Origin of the sequence: Idiomarina seosinensis, from assembly GCF_003987275.1 — a bacterium.
Lineage (GTDB): Bacteria > Pseudomonadota > Gammaproteobacteria > Enterobacterales > Alteromonadaceae > Idiomarina > Idiomarina seosinensis.
Genome location: NZ_PIQF01000005.1, coordinates 88,322 through 109,944, shown reverse-complemented (window position 1 = coordinate 109,944; position 21,623 = coordinate 88,322). Strand labels below are relative to the sequence as shown.

Sequence of the window (21,623 nt, the reverse complement as noted above, 5' to 3'; positions counted from 1 at the left end):
TAAATTCGTACCTTCAATCTAAATAGTGTGCTCTGTAGAAACAGTGACTGAGCGTTAGCAACTGGAACAATAACGAGCCTATGAATTTATTATTCATTATTATGGCGCCACTGTTTGGCGCACTGTTACCTTTAGTACTCAAACAAGCACCCCGTAGCGTAAAGACATTAGTTACGCTGCTTATTACCATAGCCAGTATCTTGACCGTACTACAGTACGCGCCGCAGACGCTCGCAGGCGAGATCCCTAAACAATTGGTGGAATGGCTGCCCGGGCTTGGCTTGGACTTTGCTGTTCGACTCGATGGCTTATCATTGCTATTTGTCGGCCTTATATTAGGCATCGGCGTGTTGATCATAATATACGCCCACTACTACTTATCAGAAGCAGATGACGACGCACGCTTCTACGGTTGTCTATTGTTATTTATGGCTTCGATGCTGGGCATCGTTATGGCCGACAATATTTTGTTGATGTGGGCGTTTTGGGAACTAACTAGCATCTCATCCTTTTTGCTGATTGGTTATTGGTTTCACAGCAGCGACGCCCGCCGTGGCGCACGGATGGCGTTGGCCACAACTGGTGCCGGAGGGTTAGCATTACTTGCCGGCTTGTTAATTATTGGCAACATAGCCGGTAGTTATCAGTTCGATCAGGTATTAGCGGCAGCTGACCAAATTAAAGCCCACGCTTACTACACCCCGGCATTGATTCTGGTGCTGCTTGGGGCCTTTACTAAGTCCGCACAATTTCCATTTCAGTTCTGGTTACCTCATGCCATGGCTGCGCCAACTCCGGTAAGTGCTTACTTACACTCTGCCACCATGGTTAAAGCCGGGATCTTCTTATTAGCTCGCTTCCATCCGGTAATGGCAGGCACTGAACTTTGGTTTACCATCGTTACTGTGGTCGGCTTAATCACCATGTTAATTGGTGCCTACTTCGCGCTACTAAAGCATGACCTGAAAGGCTTGCTCGCGTTCTCTACCGTTAGCCATTTAGGCCTCATCTGTATGATGCTCGGGATTGGTACGCAAGGAGCCGTGGTTACCGCGATGTTCCATATTATTAATCACGCCTGCTTTAAAGCGGGCTTGTTTATGACGGCTGGAATTATCGACCACGAGAGCGGCACTCGCGATATGCGGAAGCTGCAGGGCTTAATGGGTCTAATGCCGTTAACCGCAACATTAGCCATGGTGGTTGCAGCGTCAATGGCCGGCATTCCGCCATTTAACGGTTTCATGTCAAAAGAATTGTTCTTAGATCAGGCGGTACAGCAACATTTATTCGGCGGTCTGAGCTGGTTTGTGCCTATTCTCGCGACCGTCGGCGCCGCGTTATCAGTGGCCTACTCTATTCGTTTTATTCACGACGTGTTTTTTAACGGTGACTATAAAGAACTGCCGAAAAAACCGCACGACCCACCCCGCATGATGTCGGCCCCGGTCGCTTTATTAGCTGGCCTGTGCGTTATTATAGGGTTAGCCCCGATGGCGACCGTCTCGGGAATTATTAATCAAGCTGCCAGCGCTGTTACCGCTATTCCGGTTGAGGTTAAACTTTCCTTGTGGCATGGGTTTAACGTACCATTATTAATGAGCCTGGTTGCGGTCGTCGGTGGTATCGTTATCTACTCTGCTCGTGATCAACTATTCACTTTTAACCGTCAGTTTGACGGTCAAGACGCAAAACACAACTTTGAGCGAATCGTGCAGCGTATTAATGACGCATGTGCACGCTTTTTCGACTGGTTAGACACGGGCTCATTGCAGCGCTACATGGCCTTTGTGCTGATCAGCGTTATCGTTATTTTATTACCCACATTAATGGAAATAAGCGCAGTTACCGGTTCTAACCCACAGCTGCCTATCGACATGGTGTCTATGGTTGGTGCATTAGTATTAATTGCTGCTGCCTTCGGCACTGCCACCTTGCACCGCAATCGTTTTGTGATGCTAATGATGCTGTCAGTCGTTGGCCTAATGGTGTCCCTCTCGTTCGCGCATTTCTCAGCGCCAGACTTGGCGATGACTCAGCTGGTGGTCGAGGTTGTTAGTATTGTGCTAATGATTTTAGCGTTGTTTTTCATGCCGCAAAAAACCGCTCGAGCTTCTAGCGGTCACCGAGTATTCCGCGATATTATTATTGCCAGCTTTATCGGTGGTATTGTAGCAACGCTTAACTTCGCTATTTTAACGTCACCGCTCGAAAGCATTTCTGATTTCTTCATCGCAAACGCCAAAACAGGTGGCGGCGGAACCAACGTCGTTAACGTTATCCTGGTTGATTTCCGTGGCTTTGATACCTTGGGTGAAATAACCGTGTTGGCAATTGCAGCAGCCGGTATTCACAAGTTATTGAATAAGTTAAAGCCGTTCATGCCATCCAGCGATGTCGACGGCCGTCCATGGCATCGAATTAAACACCCATTGATGCTGACAAACGTGGCTAACTTAATTTTACCAATGGCGATGATGGTGGCTGTCTATATCTTTTTACGCGGCCATAACCTGCCCGGCGGCGGTTTTATCGCAGGCTTAATTGCTGCATCTGCAATGATCTTGCAATACATTGCCAACGGAGTCGACTGGGTTAAAGATCGATTTAATGTTAACTATCAGTCGTTAATGTCAATTGGTGTGATGATAGCGGCTCTTACCGGTGTAGGTAGCTGGATATTTAGCAAACCCTTCCTGACTAGCTGGTTCACTTACCTGAACTGGCCAGTCGTGGGTAAGTGGGAATTTGCTACGGCGCTACTGTTCGACCTTGGCGTTTTTCTAACGGTCATTGGTGCAACCATGATGATTTTAAGTAACTTTGGCAAGATGACCACTCGCCACCGTCCAACATACGAGGGCAATTAATGGAAACACTATATTCTGTTACGGTCGGCATTCTGACCGCTTGTAGCGTATTTTTAATTCTCCGTGGTCGGTCATTTCCGGTCGTGGTTGGCATCACCATGCTGTCTTACGCGGTTAATTTGTTCTTATTTTCAACCGGCCGTTTAACCATAGACGGCGCGCCAATTCTTGGCACCCAGGAAAGCTATGCAGATCCGTTACCACAGGCACTCGTGCTAACTGCTATTGTTATCGGGTTCGCAATGACTGCGTACTCTATTATTTTGGCGGTTCGTGCTCGCGGCGAGATTGGTACTGATGAAGTTAACGATCAGAACAACAGTACGGAGGGCAAACGCTAATGTGGCAGCAACACCTGGCGATATTGCCTATTCTTATTCCATTATTTACCGCCTTAATACAGCTACTGCCCTGGGGCAACAGGCCGCAACCAAAGCGCCGGGCTATTGGCTTAGCAGCAAGTTTACTGACTTTGACGGCGGCAATATTTTTACTGTTCGAAGTACGACAACAAGAAATGCTGATCTATCAGCTTGGTAATTGGGAAGCGCCATTCGGCATTGTGCTTATGGTTGATAAACTCAGTGCCATGATGATGTTGATTACCGCTATTCTTGCATTGCCGGTACTTATTTACGGCTGTTTCTCAGAAGACAATCTGGGCTCTCACTTTCAAGCTCTGTTTCAATTTCAAATAATGGGCATTATGGGGGCTTTTGCCACCGGCGATATTTTTAACCTATTTGTCTTCTTCGAAGTTCTACTAATATCCTCTTATGCATTGCTAATGCATGGTGGCGGTAAGTTTCGGGTACGCGCCACGCTGCATTACGTGCTACTAAACTTGTTGGGTTCTGCGTTATTCCTAATTGGTATTGGCACCTTATACGGGGTAACCGGCACCCTCAATATGGCTGACATGGCAGGCCATATTCAGCAATTGGACGGAGACCAGGCTGTATTAGCAAAAGCGGGAGCATTAGTTTTATTGGTGGTATTTGGACTCAAAGCCGCTATTCTGCCATTGCATTTTTGGCTACCTCAAGCGTACTCAACTACCACAGGCGTAGTCGCCGCTTTATTTGCCATAATGACCAAAGTTGGAGTTTACTCAATCATAAGAGTTTACTCTTTGATGTTTGGACCAGAAGCAAATGAGCTGGCGTTAGTCGCCCACGACTGGTTATGGGTAATGGGCCTGCTCACCATGTTAGCGGGTTCCGCCGGAATAATGGCAGCAAGAGACTTACGACTGCTTGTTGCCTACTTAGTGGTTATCTCAATTGGAACCATGATAGCCGCCTTTAGTTTTGCGTCGACCGCAACCACCGGCGCTGCTTTATTTTATTTAGTCCATTCCACTTTTATCACCGGCGCCTTGTTTCTGCTTGCCGACCTGATGGCCTATGAACGGGGCAAAACCGCCTCCAGAATTGTTTCAGGTAAGAAAATGGCAAATCATTCAACTTATGCCATCATGTTTTTGCTCGCGGCCATCTCGATAATTGGTCTACCGCCACTGTCAGGATTCATCAGTAAGTTAATGATTCTGGAGTCGGCCACAGCAAACAGCCACAGCTTTGTTTTATGGGGTGCTGTTTTATCCGCCACCTTAGTCATGTTGGTGTCGATTTCACGAGTGGGTAGTAAAATGATTTGGCACACATTGTCGGGCAAGCCGTCGGAGCAATCAGCCCCGGCAGGCAAACGAATTGCTGTAGCACTACTGCTGCTATTGTCGTTATTGATGACCGTTTTTGCGAGTCCAATACGTGATTATACGACTGAGGTAGCAGAGCAGCTGGATGATGTTGCTAGCTATCCAATGTTCGTATTAGGCCAACAAGCGGAGACCACACCATGAATAAGATATTACCCGCTCCTTTCCTAAGCGTGTTCTTATTGCTTATCTGGTTACTGCTGTTTAATTCAGTAAGCGCTGGCGTGCTCCTGCTCGGCGTTATATTCTCACTGTTAATGCCAATTTTGTTCAGGCCTGCATGGCCGGCGTTTGCGCGGGTTAAAAAGCCACACCTCGCGGTTGTTTATTTCTTTATTTTATTATTTGACATTATTGTCGCTAACTTTAAAGTCGCTGCACTAATAATTAGACGTCCGCGCTCTATTAAACCAGCACTTTTGGTTTTTCCTCTTGATATGAAAGAAGAACTGCCGGTTACAATTTTGGCCAGCACTATTACCCTAACGCCAGGCACAGTGTCCTGCGAAATTACCCGCGGTCGCAAAGGTATTTTAATTCATGCTTTTTCCGAGGAAGATCCGGAGCAAGTGATAGAAACCATAAGAAACCGCTACGAGCGCCGTTTAAAGGAGATATTTGAATGTTAGGTACTATTCTTCAAATTGCCTTTTTACTTTTCAGCTTAGCCATACTGATGAATTTCTGGCGGTTAGTAAAAGGCCCGGAGTTACCCGATCGGATATTAGCCCTCGACACCATTTACATCAATTCTTTGGCATTATTATTGTTGTTGGGAATGCATCAAAATACTCAAACCTATTTTGAAGCAGCACTGCTTATCGCCATGTTTGGGTTTGTTGGTACCATTGCAGCGGGCAAGTTCCTGTTGCGTGGCGACCTAATAGAGTAACGGAGATAACTATGGACGCGTTAAATCAATTACCGCTCTGGAGCCAATATTTAGTGGGCTTCTTTATTCTATTAGGCGCTGCCTTTGCATTTATTGGTTCATTAGGTTTGGCGGTGCTACCAGATTTCTATACTCGGTTGCACGCACCGACCAAGAACAGCACCTTAGGTATTGGTGGTATCGTTATTGCCTCGATTATTGCAACCTCAGTGCAAGGTCAGTTAACCCTCAGCGAGTTACTGATCGCTATTTTCCTATTTCTTACTGCACCAATTAGTGCGCATATTATGGCTAAGGCCGCTTTGCATACCGAACTCAGTATGTTTAAAAATACCCGCGACTATCGCAAAGAAGAAGACTCTTATCCGCATGAGCACGATAAAAAGTAATCGCAGATAATTGTCCCACAACCATCACCTACACTTGGCGACCCTGTTAAATGTCTGACAATACTTCAGAGCTTATTCATTTTAAGCAATTAAACCTACCACCCGCCTTACTGAACCGGCTTGACGAAATTGGCTATCAACAAATGACCTTAGTTCAGTCGCTCAGTTTGCCAGTTACGTTGGACAAGGCCGACGCCGTAGTTCGTGCTAATACAGGGACCGGAAAAACAACCGCGTTTGCACTGACTTTACTGTCGAAGCTTGATGTAAAGCGTTTCTCGCCTCAGGCGTTAGTGTTATGCCCTACCCGCGAGCTCGCACAGCAGGTTGCTGAAGAGATTCGACTGTTAGCTAAAACCATGTCTAACATCAAAGTTTTAACGCTATGCGGTGGCGAACCGACACGTATTCAGAGCAACTCACTTGAACATGGTGCACACGTACTGGTTGCAACACCAGGCAGGATGCTTGATCACCTGCAACAGAGCAATGTTGACCTGTCTGAACTGGAAACACTGGTTCTTGATGAAGCTGACAGAATGTTGGAGATGGGCTTTCAAGACGAATTGACTGCCATTATTAGCCATATCTCCAAGACACGACAAACATTATTATTCAGTGCGACATACCCACACAATATCAAGACCTTAGCAGAACAGATTACAACAAACGCCGTTCAAATTAATGCGGTTCAAGAACAAGACAAAGCAGAAATTGAACAGCAATTTTACTCACTGGACACTGATCCCTCTCAGCTGGTCATGAGCTTACTCAGTGAGCAGCAACCCGACAACTGCCTGGTCTTTTGCAATACAAAAAATCAGGTAAAAGATATAGTTAGCACGCTTCGTGCTAATAAATTCAGTGTTCTGGCGTTGCACGGTGAGCTCGAGCAGAAAGACCGCGAGCAAGCTATCATACAATTCAGTAATGGCAGCCTCCGGGTATTAGTAGCCACCGACGTTGCCTCGCGCGGGCTTGATATAGCTGAGCTCGATTTGGTGATCAATGTACATATGGCGCATGATTTAGCTACTCATACGCACCGTATTGGCCGGACCGGGCGAGCCGGTAAACATGGGGTCGCAATAACGTTAATTGCAGCGCAAGACGACTACAAAATGCGGTTACTCGAAGATAGCTTTACTAACCCTATTCAGTTAAGAACAGTACCTACTCCAGCTAATATGCAGCCACTGCGTGCCAACATGGCAACCTTACAGTTAAGCGGTGGTAAAAAGGACAAACTTAGACCCGGAGATATTGTCGGCGCACTAACTAAAGACAATGCGCTAAGCGCTGATGATATTGGAAAAATAAAAGTCGAGAGTAATTTTGCCTTTGTCGCAGTTAATTCACGTCTGGCAAGCCAGGCGTTGGAACGCATCAATAACAATAAAATAAAAGGCAAGCGCTTCCGCGCAAAAGCTCTTTAAAGACCTGTCGCAACTTGTTGCTGGGACTATACTTTGTCCCAGCGCTCCATAACCGGTTTTAATTCATTTATTAATGGCTCAATATAGGGCTCATAGCGTTTCCATTGTCCCATGCCCGAACGGTTAATTGGTTGCCTAACTTGTTCCGAGCTCGCTGTTTTTACAGTTCTCTCCGTTTTATGGAAATCAAAACATTGTTGCTCAACAGGCAAGTCTAGATAGCCCAGCAACTCAGTTATTTGCTGCTCCGGGTCTTCCACCAGCTGTTCATGTACCAAGGTATAGATTTCTCCAGGGTAGACGCTATGCCAATGATCCATCAAGTCCAGGTAGTATCTATAGTAACGGCCTAATACTTCCAGGTCATAACTAAACTCCTGACCTTCGGCAAAAAACTGTTTAAAACCGCTAACACAACAATCAAGCGGATGGCGCCTCGCATCGATAATCTTTGCGTTGGGAAGGATCGACTTAATCAATCCGATGTGACGAAAGTTATTCGGCATTTTATCGGTAAAATAAGCTTTTCCACTGCGGTAAATATTAGTTTCTTGCAAATACCGGTCGCCCAGTTCGGTGAGCCTCTGCGAGTCAAACTCATCGAGTATTCCCGGGTAGCGCGGTTGCTCAGATTGCAATTGACGGCCATTAAGCCCATGAGCTAAGGCTGGAATATTCGGTAATTCCATGGTGCCTTCAATTTGCGAGTGTGATGCCAGAATTTGCTCAATAAGCGTCGACCCCGCACGTGGTAAACCGACAATAAAAATCGGCGTTTCACGGTCGGCTCTGACCGGCTCTTTTGCTTTTATTTGCGTTACTTTTTCACTGCTAAAGAACTCTTTTTGCAACTCCATTCGACTTTCTAACACACCCGCATTAAAACTGCTGCTCTCGCTTTTTAGCCGATTTCCTTGCTGGTAGTAATAAAATGCCTGCTGATAGTCGCCGGCATCCTCGAGCGCTTTACCTAATGCAAATAATAAGTGAATTTTGTCCACTGTCGGCAGCGTTTCTTGGCTAACCTGCTGCTCCATTTGCTCAATTTGTTGTTTGCTAAAGCGATAGGTCTTTAAATTGGCCAGGCTCCAGTATGCATCACCAAACGTAGGTCGTGCCGCGTATGCTTGCTGATAGTATTCAACCGTTTTTTCCGTGTCACCAAGGGCTTTCATTACGTGACCTTTGGCCAATAAAATCCCGGCTATGTCACCCTCACCGGAAGTCAAAATCTGATCATAAAGCTCTAAGGCCTGCTCATATTTATCAAGCGCCGCGCATTGATTGGCGTACAACGCCTTGTAAGCTGGATTCTCGGGTTGCTTCTTATGCAGCCTCTGAGCCTGGGTGTAGGCTGCCTCATGCTTTTGTCGGCGCTGTAACACTTTTACATAGTCAAAGCGAGCATGATCATAATCTGGTTCTAATACTAGTGCACTCTCAAGTAAAAACTCTGCATCATTTAATACATCAAGCTTCGAGCCAATATTTGCTAAGGTTCGCATTGCCTCGATATGGTGTGGTTGCTTCTGTAAAAACGCTCGGCAAATTTTTTCAGCTTTGTAGTATTTACCCTCGTGGAATAAATTCATAGCAGCGAGAACTTCTTTCGGCTGCTGTAATAAAAACTTGGCTTGCTGTTGATTTCGTTCAGCTTGCTGGGGCTGACCTAAAGCTTGCTCCAATGACGCCAGATTAGTCCAGCTTGCATGCAGCGCTGGGTTATATCTAACCGCTTGATAATAATTGCTTCTGGCTTGCTTAAGGTTATCCTGATCGCGATAGCAGTGTGCCAACTCCTGAAACGCACGCCCATATTCAGGCCAGTAGCTTAACAAGCTTCTGAGACTATGTTCGGCTTGTCTAAAATTTTTTAAATAGCGGTAAGTTACCGCCAATAGGTATAGCTGTTCCTTCTTCTCTTCTTCGGGCAAATCTGTCGATAATCCCTCTAAGAGCTCTAACGCCTTTGAAAATTGTTTACTCGCAAGTGCTCGTTTTATCTGATCCATGGCTTTTCTAATTCACAAAAGGAAACAAAAAAAGGGGCTTTAACAGCCCCTTCTACAACTTTTTAATAGAATGAATAGGAGACCGATAGGCCAACTGACCGCGGACGGTTAGTTGTGGTTCTCAATATGTCATCCTGAGTATTGGTGAACAGCTCAGCGCGTTCATCCGTCAAGTTTTTCATATACAGCTTAACGCTCCACTGATCTTTCATAACACCAACAGAAGCGTTCAGGATATTATATGAGTCCTGCTTGCCGCCAGCTTGTTCTACCTCTTGCGCGACAATTGACGGATAAGTTTCACCCGCATATATCCAACCCAGTTGCGCGTGCGCATCCCAGTTGTTTTCCAGAGTCCACATGTAACGGCCACGAATATTTGCCTGTAATTCAGGCGTCAATGGTAACTCTGAACCGACCGGTAATGTCCGCACAATGCCAGCCCCTGTCGAAACAAGTTCGGTATCGTTATAAGACATTGCACCATGCAAGGTAAAGTTGTCTGTCATGCGCCAGGTGAAGTCAGTCTCCAAGCCTCGGATTTCTGAATCTGCCGCGTTATCCACGAAAGCCAGAATAGAGATATCGGTATTTAACCGGTTAATCTGCATATCAGTCCAGTCGATGAAATACACATTACCATTCCAACGCAGGCTGTTATCCAGCATTAAGGTTTTCCAACCGAATTCATAGTTTTTTACTTCGTCGGTTTGGTAAACCGTTGGTACAAACCCTGTTTCTTCACTACCTTGACCACCTGCACGGTTAAAGCCGCCTGGGCGGAAACCTTCGGAGTACGTAGTGAAAAATAGTGTTTGCGGATCGTATTGATAACTCAAACTGAACTTAGGGATCACATCATCAAGCTCTAACGGCTCATTTGAATGACCGGCTGTTTGGTCATAATCACGACCGGCGTCTGTGTCTTCGCCTTTCGAAGAGAAGCTCGATTGGCCTGTAAAGTCAGACTCCATATCGTACCAGCGCAGCCCGACTGTCGCCGATAACTTTTCAGTCAGATCGTATGTGAACTCACCAAATAAAGCGATTTGTTCTTCAGTACGAGTGATGTCATTAAAGAAACCTACGCCTGGTGGCCGAGTATCGCGATTGTTCGCATACGCGTCAGAGATAGGCGCATTCGGCACGAAGCCTAACGCGTCAGGATTGGCGAAGTACACGTAGTTATCCTGAGTGTTAATTTCGTAGTCATCATAGAAGACACCTGCGGTGATACGCGCAGAGTCGTTAAAGTCATAGTTTATACGTGCTTCCTGGGTAATTCGCTCGTGCTCTTGATAACCCTTGAAGCCTTTGGTTGGATCAACACAATTTTCGGCCATTCCATCATCACCATAAGTACAGGTGTAATAGATAATAAACGAGCCTTCTGTGTTATAACCGGTGTAGTCGATTGACTGCTCGACTTCACGGTCTAAATAACCACCGGTATAAAGAATTTCGAGTGCGCCTAAACGGCCATTCAACGTCCATGAAGTTAGGTCAAAGCTGTCTTCTAGCTCATCTGGGAAATAACGCTCAACTTCCAGATCACCAATTTCGGGGTCGTAATCGAAGACACCGTCAGCCCCTAAGTCCTGTGCCTGATGCTGCACCAGGAAATCCCAGTTACGGTTAATTTGATACTTAGCGCTCAGACGAAATCCTTTGTAATAGCTATCGTTAAAGTCATCTTCTGCTAAGTCAGTATTGTTCGCGTTGGTAAAAGTGGTGCCGTCATCAATTAACCCCAGCAACCCTTCGTTTAAACCACGAAAGTGAGGGCTATCCGGATCAATAGAAAACTGACCGGCTTTATTATCAATATAACCACCGCGATTCACGTTATAGAAGGCACCCCGGACTGCCAGGTCATTCGTCACTGGAATGTTAATATAGCCTTCTGCCGAACTGCTCATTTCGCCTTCAGCCATGGTTTCAAAGCCTGTTGTGAAGCCAGCTTCGAAGGTCCCTAACAGAGGCTTATTGGTGATGTAACGAATAGTCCCGGCCTGTGAACTTGCTCCGAACAAAGTACCCTGTGGCCCTGGTAGTACTTCGATACGCTGTAAGTCAGTCGCGTACACATCCAGGTTACGACCTGGAGCTGTCACTGGCTGCTCATCAACATACATGGCAACGTTAGGCATAGTGCCCTGTGCACCAGAAAGCATTACAGAAATTGGTTGGATAGACATACCGCGAATAAACACGTCATTTTGTCCAGGGCCGCGGCCGCCGGAGGTGACGTTAGGTACATATTGCGCGTAATCCTGGAAGTTACCGATGTTCTGCTCTCTCAGGTCTTTAGTACTCATTGCCTGAACAGCGGTCGGTGTCTGCTGGATGTTGGTGGTCCGCTTGGTTGCGGTTACGTTGATGGTTTCTATTTCTCGATTATTTTCTGCTTCCTCTTGCTGCACGTCTTGCTCTTGTGCAACTGCTGACGAAGAAGCAGCTAATGCTATAAAGATAGCAGAGCTCAACTTATCGTATTTAAACATGCTCTCTCCCGGATTGGTTTTTTTTGGGTTTTCTCCTATGAAAAATTAAGCGGCCACTGAGTAGCCGCCTTCGAACTCTATAATGCATTGCACATTATACGCATTTAAAAGTAATAACCAAAATTGATGTTAAAGCGGTCATTGACTTCGCCCCCGTCAGTAGCAATATTGCCACCGATAAACGGCTGATTTTTTGCTCTTACATAGTCAACATATGTATAAAAGCCACCACCAGCTGCTACTGCGACGCCTAACACATTCATCCAGGTATCATCCTGGTAGCCGGCTTTATCGGTAATAATGCTATGGTCGTTGTAAAAGGTCAGGCTGGTAATAGGACCTATATCGACCGACTTAGTGTAAGCCACGTTGCCCGTATAGATTTTCGCTTCGGTAGGAATCGCGTCGTAATAGGCGTATGCACCCATGTAGACACCCCGATTATCCAGCTTTAGGTCATAGTCGTAATCGGCGTATTGTAACTGCACATTCCACGGCCCATTATTATAGTTACCATGAACGCCCCAGGCGAAGCGGTTACCCACATTTTGGTTCGCAAACTGTTGGGCAGAGGCAAACTCATCAGCTACGGCCCCCGAATAAAAGTTATTTCCCTGCGCAGAAAGACCTACCTCCAGATTTTCATCTTCACTAAAGGTAAATATCCGCGCCGCTCTTAATGCATAGCTGTTGCTTTCCCCAATTGGTACTCCGGGCTGGTCGTAAGCGCCCTGCCCAGGCAATCGGATACCGACAGTATCGTAGTTGTAACGTGCCGTTCTGTCACTAGTAGAGCCATCTACCCCGCCTTGCTCGTCAGACTTGTGATAAGCAATATCAAAATGCCAGTCATCACCGCGATAAAGAACTCTCACACCGTTGTCATGCTCGTCTTCTAAACCGACATAGAAAGTAGAGTTAAAGAAATAGCTGTGCGAGTTGTAAGGCATGTTGCCGAAAGGCACTTTAACGACCCCAACCTGAGCCTGCCATTCATCGGTAAAGTTATACCCAAACCATGCATGTTTAACCACATCCATGTAGTGGAACCAACGATACTCCGCAGATAGAATGACATCGCCAATTTCACCGTCAAAGTTTAACCGGAAAATATCAAAGTCTAAGTCACCGGTGCGGTTTTCATTGTCTGAATCATAATTGTTATATTCATACTGAAAACGAACAGCGCCATGAACTTTGATTGGCCAGTTTTGATTCTCCTCGGTTTTTTCTTCAAGTTTTGCGAGTTTCGCGTGCACTCCAGAGTCAGCAGAGTTGGCTCGAGTAGCACCGGACTTTCCCTTTTTAGTTTCGCCCTGATACTCTTTCTTTGTCATCATCTGCTGATGACGCTCTTTCATTTTCTCTTTTTGTTGTTCTTGCTCAGCCAAACGTTGTTCTAATTCGGACAGCTTTTTCTTAAGCATTTCTATTTCTGCCTGAACACTCTGTTCGTCTTGCTGCGCGGCCGCAATCGCGGGCGATGCGGCCAGCACTGATGCGGCTAATATCCATCCCTTCGACATGTGCTAACTCCTTATAGTAAAGTGCACGTAAACAAGCTAACTAACAATTACCATAACAACTCATCCGTTATTTAGCTTAGTATAAGTTTATGAATAATACCGCTATTTAAATTATTTAGATCAAAAAAAAGGCCTCCATAAGGAGGCCTTTTTGTTAACAGTACGTTATCTGCTATTAGACAACAGTAGCGCGCTCAACAATTTCCATCAGTGCCCAAGACTTATTCTTAGACAATGGACGAGATTCGCGAACAATCACGAGATCACCCATTTTGCACTGATTTTCTTCATCGTGTGCGTGTACTTTAGTTGTACGCGAGATGTACTTACCGTAGACCGGGTGCTTTACACGACGCTCTACAGCTACAGTGATGGTCTTATCCATCTTATCGCTGACAACTTTGCCTTGCAGAGTACGAATACGTTTTTCTTCAGACATTACGCACCTGCCTTATCGTTTAAGATGGTTTTAATACGCGCGATGTCGCGACGTACTTGCTTCATCATGTGAGTCTGATTCAGCTGACCAGTTGCCGCTTGCATGCGCAGATTAAACTGCTCACGACGCAAGTTCAGCAATTCTTCTTGCAGCTGCTCAACGGTTTTTTCTTTCAGTTCACTTGCTTTCATCACATTACCGTCCGAGTCACAAAAGTGGTTTTGAAAGGCAGTTTACGTGCCGCAAGGCGGAACGCTTCACGTGCCAATTCTTCTGAAACACCGTCCATTTCGTAAAGTACACGACCTGGCTGGATCTGGGCTACCCAATACTCGACGTTACCTTTACCTTTACCCATACGAACTTCTAATGGCTTTTTGGTAATTGGCTTGTCTGGGAATACGCGTATCCAGATTTTACCCTGACGCTTAACGTGACGAGTCATCGCACGACGGCCTGCTTCTATCTGGCGCGCGGTCATACGACCACGGTCAGTCGCTTTCAAACCGAACGATCCGAAGCTGACTTTGTTACCAGACTGCGCCAGACCACGGTTGCGGCCTGTGTGAACCTTACGGAATTTTGTACGCTTAGGTTGTAACATTATCGTCTCTCCTTACTTACGGTTTTTGCCGCGCTTAGGAGCTGGCTTTTCTTCAGTTGGCAGTCCACCTAGAACTTCACCACGGAAAATCCAGACCTTAACACCGATGATACCGTAAGTGGTGTTCGCTTCTGACGTCGAGTAATCGATGTCTGCACGTAAAGTGTGCAGTGGAACTCGACCTTCACGATACCACTCAGTACGTGCGATTTCAGCGCCGCCTAAACGACCGCTAACTTCTACCTTGATACCTTTAGCACCTAGGCGAATAGCGTTCTGTACAGCACGCTTCATCGCGCGACGGAACATTACACGACGTTCCAACTGACCGGAAATGTTGTCGGCAACAAGCTGAGAATCCAGCTCAGGCTTACGTACTTCAGAAATGTTGATTTGAGAGGGAGACCCTGTCAATTTCTGAACCTGCTTGCGCAGTTTTTCTACGTCTTCGCCTTTTTTACCGATAACGACACCCGGACGTGCAGTGTGAATAGTCACACGAACACTCTTTGCAGGACGATCGATAACGATGCGCGATACTGATGCGTTGCGAAGTTCTTTCGTCAGGAACTTACGTACCTGATGATCACTGTGCAAGTTATCAGCAAATTCATTTGTATTCGCGTACCAGGTTGCATTCCATGGTCTGGAGATACCTAGGCGAATACCATTAGGATGTACTTTCTGACCCATAATTTATCTCCTAGCTATCTGACACGACCACAGTAATGTGGCTGGTGCGCTTAAAGATACGATCGGCACGGCCTTTCGCACGTGGCTTGATACGCTTCATTGTAGGACCTTCGTCTAAAAAGATCTTAGCAATTTTCAGCTCATCAATATCCGCACCTTCGTTGTGTTCCGCGTTAGCGATAGCTGATTCAAGAACTTTCTTGATCAAGCCAGCTGCTGCTTTCGGGCTGTACGCCAGAATGTCCAGTGCTTTTTCCACTGGCAAACCGCGAATTTGGTCTGCGACCAAACGGCCCTTCTGAGCAGAAACGCGGGCAAATTGGTGTTTAGCTATTGCTTCCATCACTCTCTACCTCTTACCGTTTCTTCGCTTTCTTATCAGCAGCATGGCCGCGATAAGTACGGGTTGGTGCGAATTCACCCAGTTTATGACCAATCATTTCGTCAGAGACGAAAACTGGAACATGTTGACGGCCGTTGTGAACAGCGATCGTCAAACCGATCATATCTGGACTAATCATTGAACGACGGGACCAAGTTTTAATTGGCTTTTTATCCCCGGCTTCCAACGCTTTCTCCACCTTATTTAGCAGGTGAAGGTCAATAAATGGACCTTTTTTAAGAGAACGTGGCATGTTTTATCCTCAACTCTTATTTGTTGCGACGGCGTACGATGAACTTATCAGTACGCTTGTTTTTACGGGTTTTATAGCCCTTGGTCGGCGTGCCCCATGGAGTCACTGGATGACGTCCACCAGAGGTACGGCCTTCACCACCACCGTGAGGGTGATCGACTGGGTTCATCGCCACACCACGAACGGTAGGACGAACACCACGCCAGCGCATTGCACCAGCTTTACCCAATTGACGCAGCATGTGTTCTGCGTTACCCACTTCACCGATAGTTGCACGACCTTCAGACTGTACGCGACGCATCTCGCCAGAGCGTAAGCGGACAGTAACATAAGCACCATCACGAGCTACGATCTGAGCATAAGCACCCGCTGAACGAGCTAACTGAGCACCTTTACCAGGTTGCATTTCTAGCGCGTGAACAACAGTACCTACAGGAATGTTGCGCATTGGCAGTGTGTTACCAGGTTTGATTGGCGCATCAGAACCAGACTGAACACGGTCGCCCGCTTTCAAGTTCTTAGGTGCCAAAATGTAACGACGCTCACCATCTGCATACAGTACCAAAGCGATGTTCGCTGAACGGTTGGGATCGTATTCGATACGCTCAACCTTAGCAGGAATACCATCTTTGTTGCGTTTAAAGTCGATAACACGGTAATGATGCTTATGACCACCGCCAATGTGACGAACCGTGATACGACCGTTATTATTACGACCACCTGATTTGCTATTCTTTTCTAGCAATGGTGCGTAAGGCTTGCCCTTGTACAGTTCCTGACCAACGACTTTAATTTTGTGGCGTTGACCCGGAGATGTAGGCTTACTTTTAACTACAGCCATGATAATTCCTCCTGTTATTCAGCGCCGCCAACGAAGTCGATGTCAGCACCCTCTTGCAGGGATACATACGCTTTTTTCCAGTCGTTTCTCTTACCGAAACGGAAACCGGTACGCTTGGTTTTACCCTTTACGTTAACGGTACGTACGTTCTCGACTTCAACTTCGAACAATTTTTCGACAGCTGCTTTAATTTCGGATTTAGTTGCATCTTTAGCTACTTTGAAAACAACAGTGTTGTTGGTTTCAGCAGTGTCAGTGCTTTTTTCCGAAACGTGAGGTGCAAGGATCACTTTAAGCAAACGTTCTTCGCGCATCATGATAACACCTCCTCAAGCTGCTTAACTGCGTCGGCTGTCATCAGGACGTTTTCGAATGCGATTAAGCTAACAGGGTCAATGCCTTGTACGTCGCGTACATCAACTTTATGCAAGTTGCGTGATGCTAAGAACAAGTTCTCATCAACGTCTTTAGTTACAATCAAAACGTCGTTCAGATTAAGACCTTTCAGTTTCTCAACCAATTGCTTGGTCTTCGGCGCGTCAACGCTGAAGTTTTCAACAACTGTTAAACGATCCTGACGAATCAATTCTGACACGATGCTCTTAAGGGCACCGCGGTACATTTTCTTATTTACTTTCTGGGCATGACTTTGCGGTTTAGCCGCGAAAGTCGCACCACCTGAGCGCCAGATCGGACTGCGGATAGTTCCCGCACGAGCACGACCGGTACCTTTTTGACGCCATGGCTTCTTGCCGCCGCCTGCAACTTCAGAACGAGTCTTCTGAGCTTTAGTGCCCTGACGAGCACCGGCTGCGTATGCAACCACTACCTGGTGGACAAGTGCTTCGTTAAACTCACGTCCAAAGGTAGCTTCGGAAACCTCAAGAGCGCCTTTTGCGTCTTTCAATGTTAATTCCATCACCATTCTCCTCAGACGTTACGCCTTGACCGCAGGTTTAACGATAACATCACTACCAGTAGCTCCAGGAACCGCACCTTTAATCAACAACAAGTTGCGTTCTGCATCTACACGGACCAACTCAAGTGATTGAGTGGTGACCTGCTCGTTACCCATTTGACCAGACATTTTTTTGCCTTTAAAAACTTTACCAGGCGACTGGTTTTGACCGATTGAACCCGGTGCACGGTGTGCCAAAGAGTTACCGTGGGTAGCGTCCTGAGTACGGAAGTTCCAGCGCTTCACGGTACCGGCAAAGCCTTTACCTTTTGAAGTTCCAGTAACATCCACTTTCTTAGTTTCTGCAAATACTTCTACAGTCAGTTCAGAACCAACTGCGTAGTCTTCACCTTCGCCATCTTTCAGACGAAATTCCCAAAGACCGCGACCAGCCTCAGTACCCGCTTTAGCAAAGTGACCTGCTAAAGGCTTGGTAACACGGCTTGCTTTCTTCTCGCCTGTGGTCACTTGAAGCGCACGATAACCGTCAGTGTCATCAGATTTAATCTGAGTAATGCGGTTAGCCAACACTTCGATCACAGTAACAGGAACAGAAGCGCCGTCTTCCTGGAAGACACGCGTCATTCCTACTTTACGACCGACTAGACCTATAGCCATTGTTAAAACCTCTCGTGTGTAATCCTATTACTGCCCACTTAACCCAAGCTGATTTGTACATCAACGCCAGCTGCCAGATCCAAACGCATTAATGCGTCAACGGTCTTATCAGTAGGATCCATGATGTCAATCAGACGCTTGTGGGTGCGGATTTCGTACTGGTCACGCGCATCTTTATTTACGTGTGGTGAAGTCAGCACGGTGAAACGTTCTTTCCGTGTTGGCAGTGGAATTGGACCACGTACCTGAGCACCAGTGCGTTTTGCAGTTTCAACAATCTCTGCAGTCGACTGGTCGATCAGACGGTGATCGAACGCTTTCAAACGAATCCGAATTCTTTGATTAGCCATAAAAAATCAAAGCCTCAATAAAAGAGCATTTAAAAAAGAGCACAGACAAACGCAAACCTCCCTGGCACATACCGGGGGTGCGATTATCTACGTCAACCATTCAGTCCCCTATCGGGACTGTTGTGGAACATCAAAGTTATGAATCAAAACGATTCAGGGAAATTTGATGTGGCCGCGAATTATACAGCTCCACGACCACTTGTCAACATTTTGTACGTTAAGGACGTTCGCTGCTGTATTCTTCAACTTGCTTCCAGACCCGCATAAAGTTGCCGCCCAGAATCATTTCTATTTCTTTCTCTGAATAGTTGCGATCAAGCAACCCTTGAACTAAGTTCGGATAGGTAGACACGTCCTTCAGACCAACCGGCAGTGAGTCGCCCACACCGTCGTAATCCGAACCGATACCAATATGTTCAACACCGATTAGTTGTTTTACATGGTCAATATGATCCAACACTTGCTCTAGCGTGGCGTATGGGTAAGGATTGTTCGCTTCTATTTCGGCTACCCGTTTTTTAGCTTCTTCGCTATCTTCACCAAATTGTTGGTTAACCGCTTCAATTCGTTTTTTCATTACGTCACGATAACGGTTGGCTTGCTGCGCTACGAACGAAGAGCCAAAGTTAATTTGTATCACGCCGCCATTCTCAGCTAACTTTTTCAGCATATCGTCGCTCATGTTGCGTTCAAACCCAGGAGTAAACTTACGCAACGAAGAATGTGACGCTATCACTGGTGCTTTGGTTGTCTCGATCACATCATAGAAGGCTTCGTCGGAAATATGAGAAACATCGACCATCATCCCGACATTGTTCATTGCCTCTACCAGTTCAAAGCCAAACTCACTGAGCCCGTTCCATTGTTTTCGAATATCGTAGGATGAATCTGAAATATGGTTGGTTTGCGAGTGCGCCAAAGAGATATAACGGACACCACGCTCATAAAACATATGCAGGTTATCTAAATCGCCTTCCATCGGCGTGCCGTTTTCCATACCCATGGCAATCGACATTAGTCCCTGCTCAGTATTGGCGGCAATTTCGTCGGTATTGTAAGCCAGTGCAAACTTATTCGGAGCCCGGCCAACGAGCGCTTCCATACTGTCAATTAATTCGTGAGCCAGTTGAATACTACCGCCCGTCTGCTCATATTCTGCCGGGATATAAATGGCCATAAACGGCACATTCAATCCACCTTTTACCGCTCTGGGATAGTCAAAGTCACCGGACTCTGTACTGCGAGCCACATCTTCCCAGCGATTGTGAATTCGATATGGAACATCTATGTGCGTATCAACAATCAGGTATTTATCGGCTAACAGCTGTGCCTTATCACTTGCCTGATATTCGTCCGCATTAACCGCAGCCGTTGCACAAATTCCCATTACCGCTAGCAGGGACGCTTTTATCGTTGTTTTTAACATGCTTATTCCTCGGTAACTCCGCGTTTTATCATTCGAACAAGCAGGTTAGCAAAAGTTTAACTGTGACGCACCATTGATGCGCTGAAAGCAATAAAAGCGCCGACTACTAACGTACCTACTACCGGCGCCATTAACCAGGCCATCCACCAGTTACCTATAAACATGGTTATGTCCTCTTAACGACTTTATTGAGTTTTCTTAGGGATAGCCTGAGCTTGCTGTTGCGGCTCAGGTGACTGGCTCGCCGCTACTTGAGTAGACTCTGCTTCGTCGGCTAGCAACTGCTCGCCCCAACTCTGCAGTGATTGCAAAACAGTGGTTTGGGTTGCGTTAAACAGTTCTACCGAAATCGAAGCAACCTGCTCAGCAACGAAAGAGGACGTTTGTTGCTCGGCTTGCTGGGCAATCGCCGATCCAGAAAACATAATGGATGCAGCTGCAACTGAGCTAATTAATAAAGCTTTCATAGTGGTATCTCCTTTACTATTAGTATCGACTCATTGATTAAGTCGAAGTTACTAATACAAAGGTTGTGCCAACCGCAATTTATTTTATAAAACCCTGTTTTATATAGGTTTTATATTTCTTCCTGGTAGATTTTAAAAAATACTATTTGAATAAAAACCAATCCGTTAGCCGTTTTAACCATTCAGTTAGTCAAATCCGCCAACTGAGTTACGCTATCGTTTTTAAAACTAATCGCGCCTTCTATCAATTGCTCCGCATGTTGAGCTTTTGGACCTTTTATACTTAGATACTGACGCCACTTTTTGCCCCCCTTCTGAGCCTGAAACAAACCGAGCATGTGTCGCACAACATGCCAGGCACGACCTCCCTGAGCGATATGAGCAGCAATATAAGGAATCATTTTACGTGCGACTTGTTCCCGGTCCAGCGGCTGGTGTTGCATCACAGAATCGCAAGTAAGGTCGTCAAACTGAGTTAATAACCAAGGGTTTTGGTAGGCTTCGCGACCCACCATTACTGAATCGACCTGAGTCAGTTGCTGTACAACTTGCTCTAGAGACTTAATCCCGCCGTTAATCGCGATAGGAACGCTGGGGTATCGCTTTTTAGCAGCGTACACACGGTCGTATTGCAGCTCGGGAATTTCACGGTTCTCTTTGGGGCTTAAACCTTTCAACCAGGCTTTTCGAGCATGCAAGGTCAACTGATCGACGCCGGCATCGACCACAGCATCAAGAAAACCATACAAAAACGCGTCCGAATCCTGTTCATCAATACCGAGCCGGGTCTTCACTGTAACCGGAATATCTACCGCCTTCTTCATCGCTTTCACACAACTTGCGACGGACCTCGGCTCGGCCATTAAGCAGGCACCAAAACTGCCGTTTTGAACACGGTCCGATGGACACCCAACATTGATGTTAACTTCGTCGTAACCACGCTGCTGAGCTAATTCCGCGCAGCGCGCCATCGCATCAGCCTCGCTCCCGCCAAGTTGCAACGCCACCGGGTGTTCGCTATCGTGATAAGCAAGAAAGTCCTGCTTGCCATAGAGAATGGCGCCTGTCGTTACCATTTCGGTATAAAGCATCGTTTGCTGTGTTAACAAACGATGAAAGTACCGACAATGCCGGTCAGTCCAATCCAGCATCGGGGCGACTGAGGTTTTAAAAGGATACGACTTCATAGAGACCCAGTTTGGCTCGCAATTAAAGGCGTCATTATACCGCATATTGTTTCAAC

The 21,623-nt window shown here is 46.4% G+C and carries 24 protein-coding genes; 7 read left to right on the top strand and 17 right to left on the bottom strand.

Going from position 1 to position 21,623, the window contains the following annotated elements; genetic code table 11:
- Positions 1-80 precede the first annotated feature (80 nt).
- From CWI81_RS12660 to dbpA, 7 genes are read left to right on the top strand one after another with little or no spacing between them, the layout of a single operon-like run.
- Positions 81-2,870, top strand: a complete 2,790-nt coding sequence (locus tag CWI81_RS12660) for a monovalent cation/H+ antiporter subunit A (protein ID WP_126785681.1) — start codon at positions 81-83, stop codon at positions 2,868-2,870.
- Positions 2,870-3,211, top strand: coding sequence for a Na+/H+ antiporter subunit C (locus tag CWI81_RS12655; RefSeq protein WP_126785680.1), 342 nt, complete (start codon positions 2,870-2,872; stop codon positions 3,209-3,211). Before CWI81_RS12660 ends, CWI81_RS12655 begins: the two co-directional genes overlap by 1 nt.
- Positions 3,211-4,734, top strand: a complete 1,524-nt coding sequence (locus tag CWI81_RS12650; RefSeq protein WP_126785679.1) for a monovalent cation/H+ antiporter subunit D — start codon at positions 3,211-3,213, stop codon at positions 4,732-4,734. Before CWI81_RS12655 ends, CWI81_RS12650 begins: the two co-directional genes overlap by 1 nt.
- Entirely contained in the window at positions 4,731-5,219 is a 489-nt protein-coding gene (locus CWI81_RS12645; RefSeq protein WP_126785678.1) for a Na+/H+ antiporter subunit E, read from the top strand. Before CWI81_RS12650 ends, CWI81_RS12645 begins: the two co-directional genes overlap by 4 nt.
- On the top strand, positions 5,213-5,482 hold the full coding sequence (locus CWI81_RS12640) for a K+/H+ antiporter subunit F (RefSeq protein ID WP_126785677.1): 270 nt from the start codon (positions 5,213-5,215) through the stop codon (positions 5,480-5,482). The genes CWI81_RS12645 and CWI81_RS12640 overlap by 7 nt, the downstream gene beginning before the upstream one ends.
- 11 nt (positions 5,483-5,493) lie before the next feature.
- The gene (locus CWI81_RS12635) at positions 5,494-5,871 is read left to right on the top strand and encodes a Na+/H+ antiporter subunit G (RefSeq protein WP_126785676.1); all 378 of its coding nucleotides are present in this window, start codon (positions 5,494-5,496) and stop codon (positions 5,869-5,871) included.
- Positions 5,872-5,921: 50 nt separating this feature from the next.
- On the top strand, positions 5,922-7,307 hold the full coding sequence (dbpA, locus tag CWI81_RS12630; protein ID WP_126785675.1) for an ATP-dependent RNA helicase DbpA: 1,386 nt from the start codon (positions 5,922-5,924) through the stop codon (positions 7,305-7,307).
- Positions 7,308-7,333: 26 nt separating this feature from the next.
- Here dbpA and CWI81_RS12625 read toward each other — a convergent pair whose 3' ends face one another.
- The 17 genes from CWI81_RS12625 to dusA all read right to left on the bottom strand — a co-directional run bounded on the left by CWI81_RS12625 (position 7,334) and on the right by dusA (position 21,567).
- Positions 7,334-9,319: a tetratricopeptide repeat-containing sulfotransferase family protein gene (locus tag CWI81_RS12625; protein WP_126785674.1), complete on the bottom strand. Its 1,986-nt coding sequence runs from the start codon at positions 9,317-9,319 to the stop codon at positions 7,334-7,336.
- A 62-nt stretch (positions 9,320-9,381) separates the two neighbouring features.
- A complete protein-coding gene (locus tag CWI81_RS12620; protein WP_126785673.1) occupies positions 9,382-11,823 on the bottom strand; it encodes a TonB-dependent receptor in 2,442 nt (813 codons plus the stop codon).
- A 104-nt stretch (positions 11,824-11,927) separates the two neighbouring features.
- Positions 11,928-13,349: a selenoprotein S family protein gene (locus CWI81_RS12615; RefSeq protein ID WP_126785672.1), complete on the bottom strand. Its 1,422-nt coding sequence runs from the start codon at positions 13,347-13,349 to the stop codon at positions 11,928-11,930.
- Between the two features lie 175 nt (positions 13,350-13,524).
- Complete coding sequence (rpsQ, locus tag CWI81_RS12610) at positions 13,525-13,788, bottom strand: 30S ribosomal protein S17 (RefSeq protein ID WP_126785671.1); 264 nt, start codon at positions 13,786-13,788, stop codon at positions 13,525-13,527.
- Complete coding sequence (rpmC, locus tag CWI81_RS12605; RefSeq protein WP_126785670.1) at positions 13,788-13,979, bottom strand: 50S ribosomal protein L29; 192 nt, start codon at positions 13,977-13,979, stop codon at positions 13,788-13,790. Before rpmC ends, rpsQ begins: the two co-directional genes overlap by 1 nt.
- Entirely contained in the window at positions 13,979-14,392 is a 414-nt protein-coding gene (rplP, locus tag CWI81_RS12600) for a 50S ribosomal protein L16 (protein ID WP_126785669.1), read from the bottom strand. Before rplP ends, rpmC begins: the two co-directional genes overlap by 1 nt.
- A 12-nt stretch (positions 14,393-14,404) precedes the next feature.
- A complete protein-coding gene (gene rpsC, locus CWI81_RS12595; RefSeq protein ID WP_126785668.1) occupies positions 14,405-15,085 on the bottom strand; it encodes a 30S ribosomal protein S3 in 681 nt (226 codons plus the stop codon).
- 10 nt (positions 15,086-15,095) lie between these two features.
- Positions 15,096-15,428: a 50S ribosomal protein L22 gene (gene rplV / locus CWI81_RS12590; protein ID WP_126785702.1), complete on the bottom strand. Its 333-nt coding sequence runs from the start codon at positions 15,426-15,428 to the stop codon at positions 15,096-15,098.
- A gap of 13 nt (positions 15,429-15,441) precedes the next feature.
- Positions 15,442-15,720 (bottom strand): 30S ribosomal protein S19, encoded by a 279-nt coding sequence (gene rpsS, locus CWI81_RS12585; RefSeq protein ID WP_126785667.1) that lies wholly within the window; start codon positions 15,718-15,720, stop codon positions 15,442-15,444.
- A gap of 16 nt (positions 15,721-15,736) precedes the next feature.
- A complete protein-coding gene (rplB, locus tag CWI81_RS12580; RefSeq protein ID WP_126785666.1) occupies positions 15,737-16,561 on the bottom strand; it encodes a 50S ribosomal protein L2 in 825 nt (274 codons plus the stop codon).
- A 14-nt stretch (positions 16,562-16,575) separates the two neighbouring features.
- Entirely contained in the window at positions 16,576-16,878 is a 303-nt protein-coding gene (rplW, locus tag CWI81_RS12575; RefSeq protein WP_126785665.1) for a 50S ribosomal protein L23, read from the bottom strand.
- Complete coding sequence (gene rplD / locus CWI81_RS12570; protein ID WP_126785664.1) at positions 16,875-17,480, bottom strand: 50S ribosomal protein L4; 606 nt, start codon at positions 17,478-17,480, stop codon at positions 16,875-16,877. Before rplD ends, rplW begins: the two co-directional genes overlap by 4 nt.
- A gap of 18 nt (positions 17,481-17,498) precedes the next feature.
- Entirely contained in the window at positions 17,499-18,137 is a 639-nt protein-coding gene (gene rplC, locus CWI81_RS12565; RefSeq protein WP_126785663.1) for a 50S ribosomal protein L3, read from the bottom strand.
- A gap of 38 nt (positions 18,138-18,175) precedes the next feature.
- Positions 18,176-18,487, bottom strand: a complete 312-nt coding sequence (gene rpsJ, locus CWI81_RS12560) for a 30S ribosomal protein S10 (RefSeq protein ID WP_053954198.1) — start codon at positions 18,485-18,487, stop codon at positions 18,176-18,178.
- 217 nt (positions 18,488-18,704) lie between these two features.
- Positions 18,705-19,913 carry a dipeptidase gene (locus tag CWI81_RS12555; protein WP_126785662.1) on the bottom strand — a complete coding sequence of 403 codons (1,209 nt, stop codon included), beginning with the start codon at positions 19,911-19,913 and terminating at the stop codon, positions 18,705-18,707.
- Positions 19,914-20,098: 185 nt separating this feature from the next.
- Positions 20,099-20,380 (bottom strand): hypothetical protein, encoded by a 282-nt coding sequence (locus tag CWI81_RS12550; RefSeq protein ID WP_126785661.1) that lies wholly within the window; start codon positions 20,378-20,380, stop codon positions 20,099-20,101.
- A 182-nt stretch (positions 20,381-20,562) separates the two neighbouring features.
- Entirely contained in the window at positions 20,563-21,567 is a 1,005-nt protein-coding gene (gene dusA, locus CWI81_RS12545; protein ID WP_126785701.1) for a tRNA dihydrouridine(20/20a) synthase DusA, read from the bottom strand.
- Positions 21,568-21,623 lie beyond the last annotated feature (56 nt).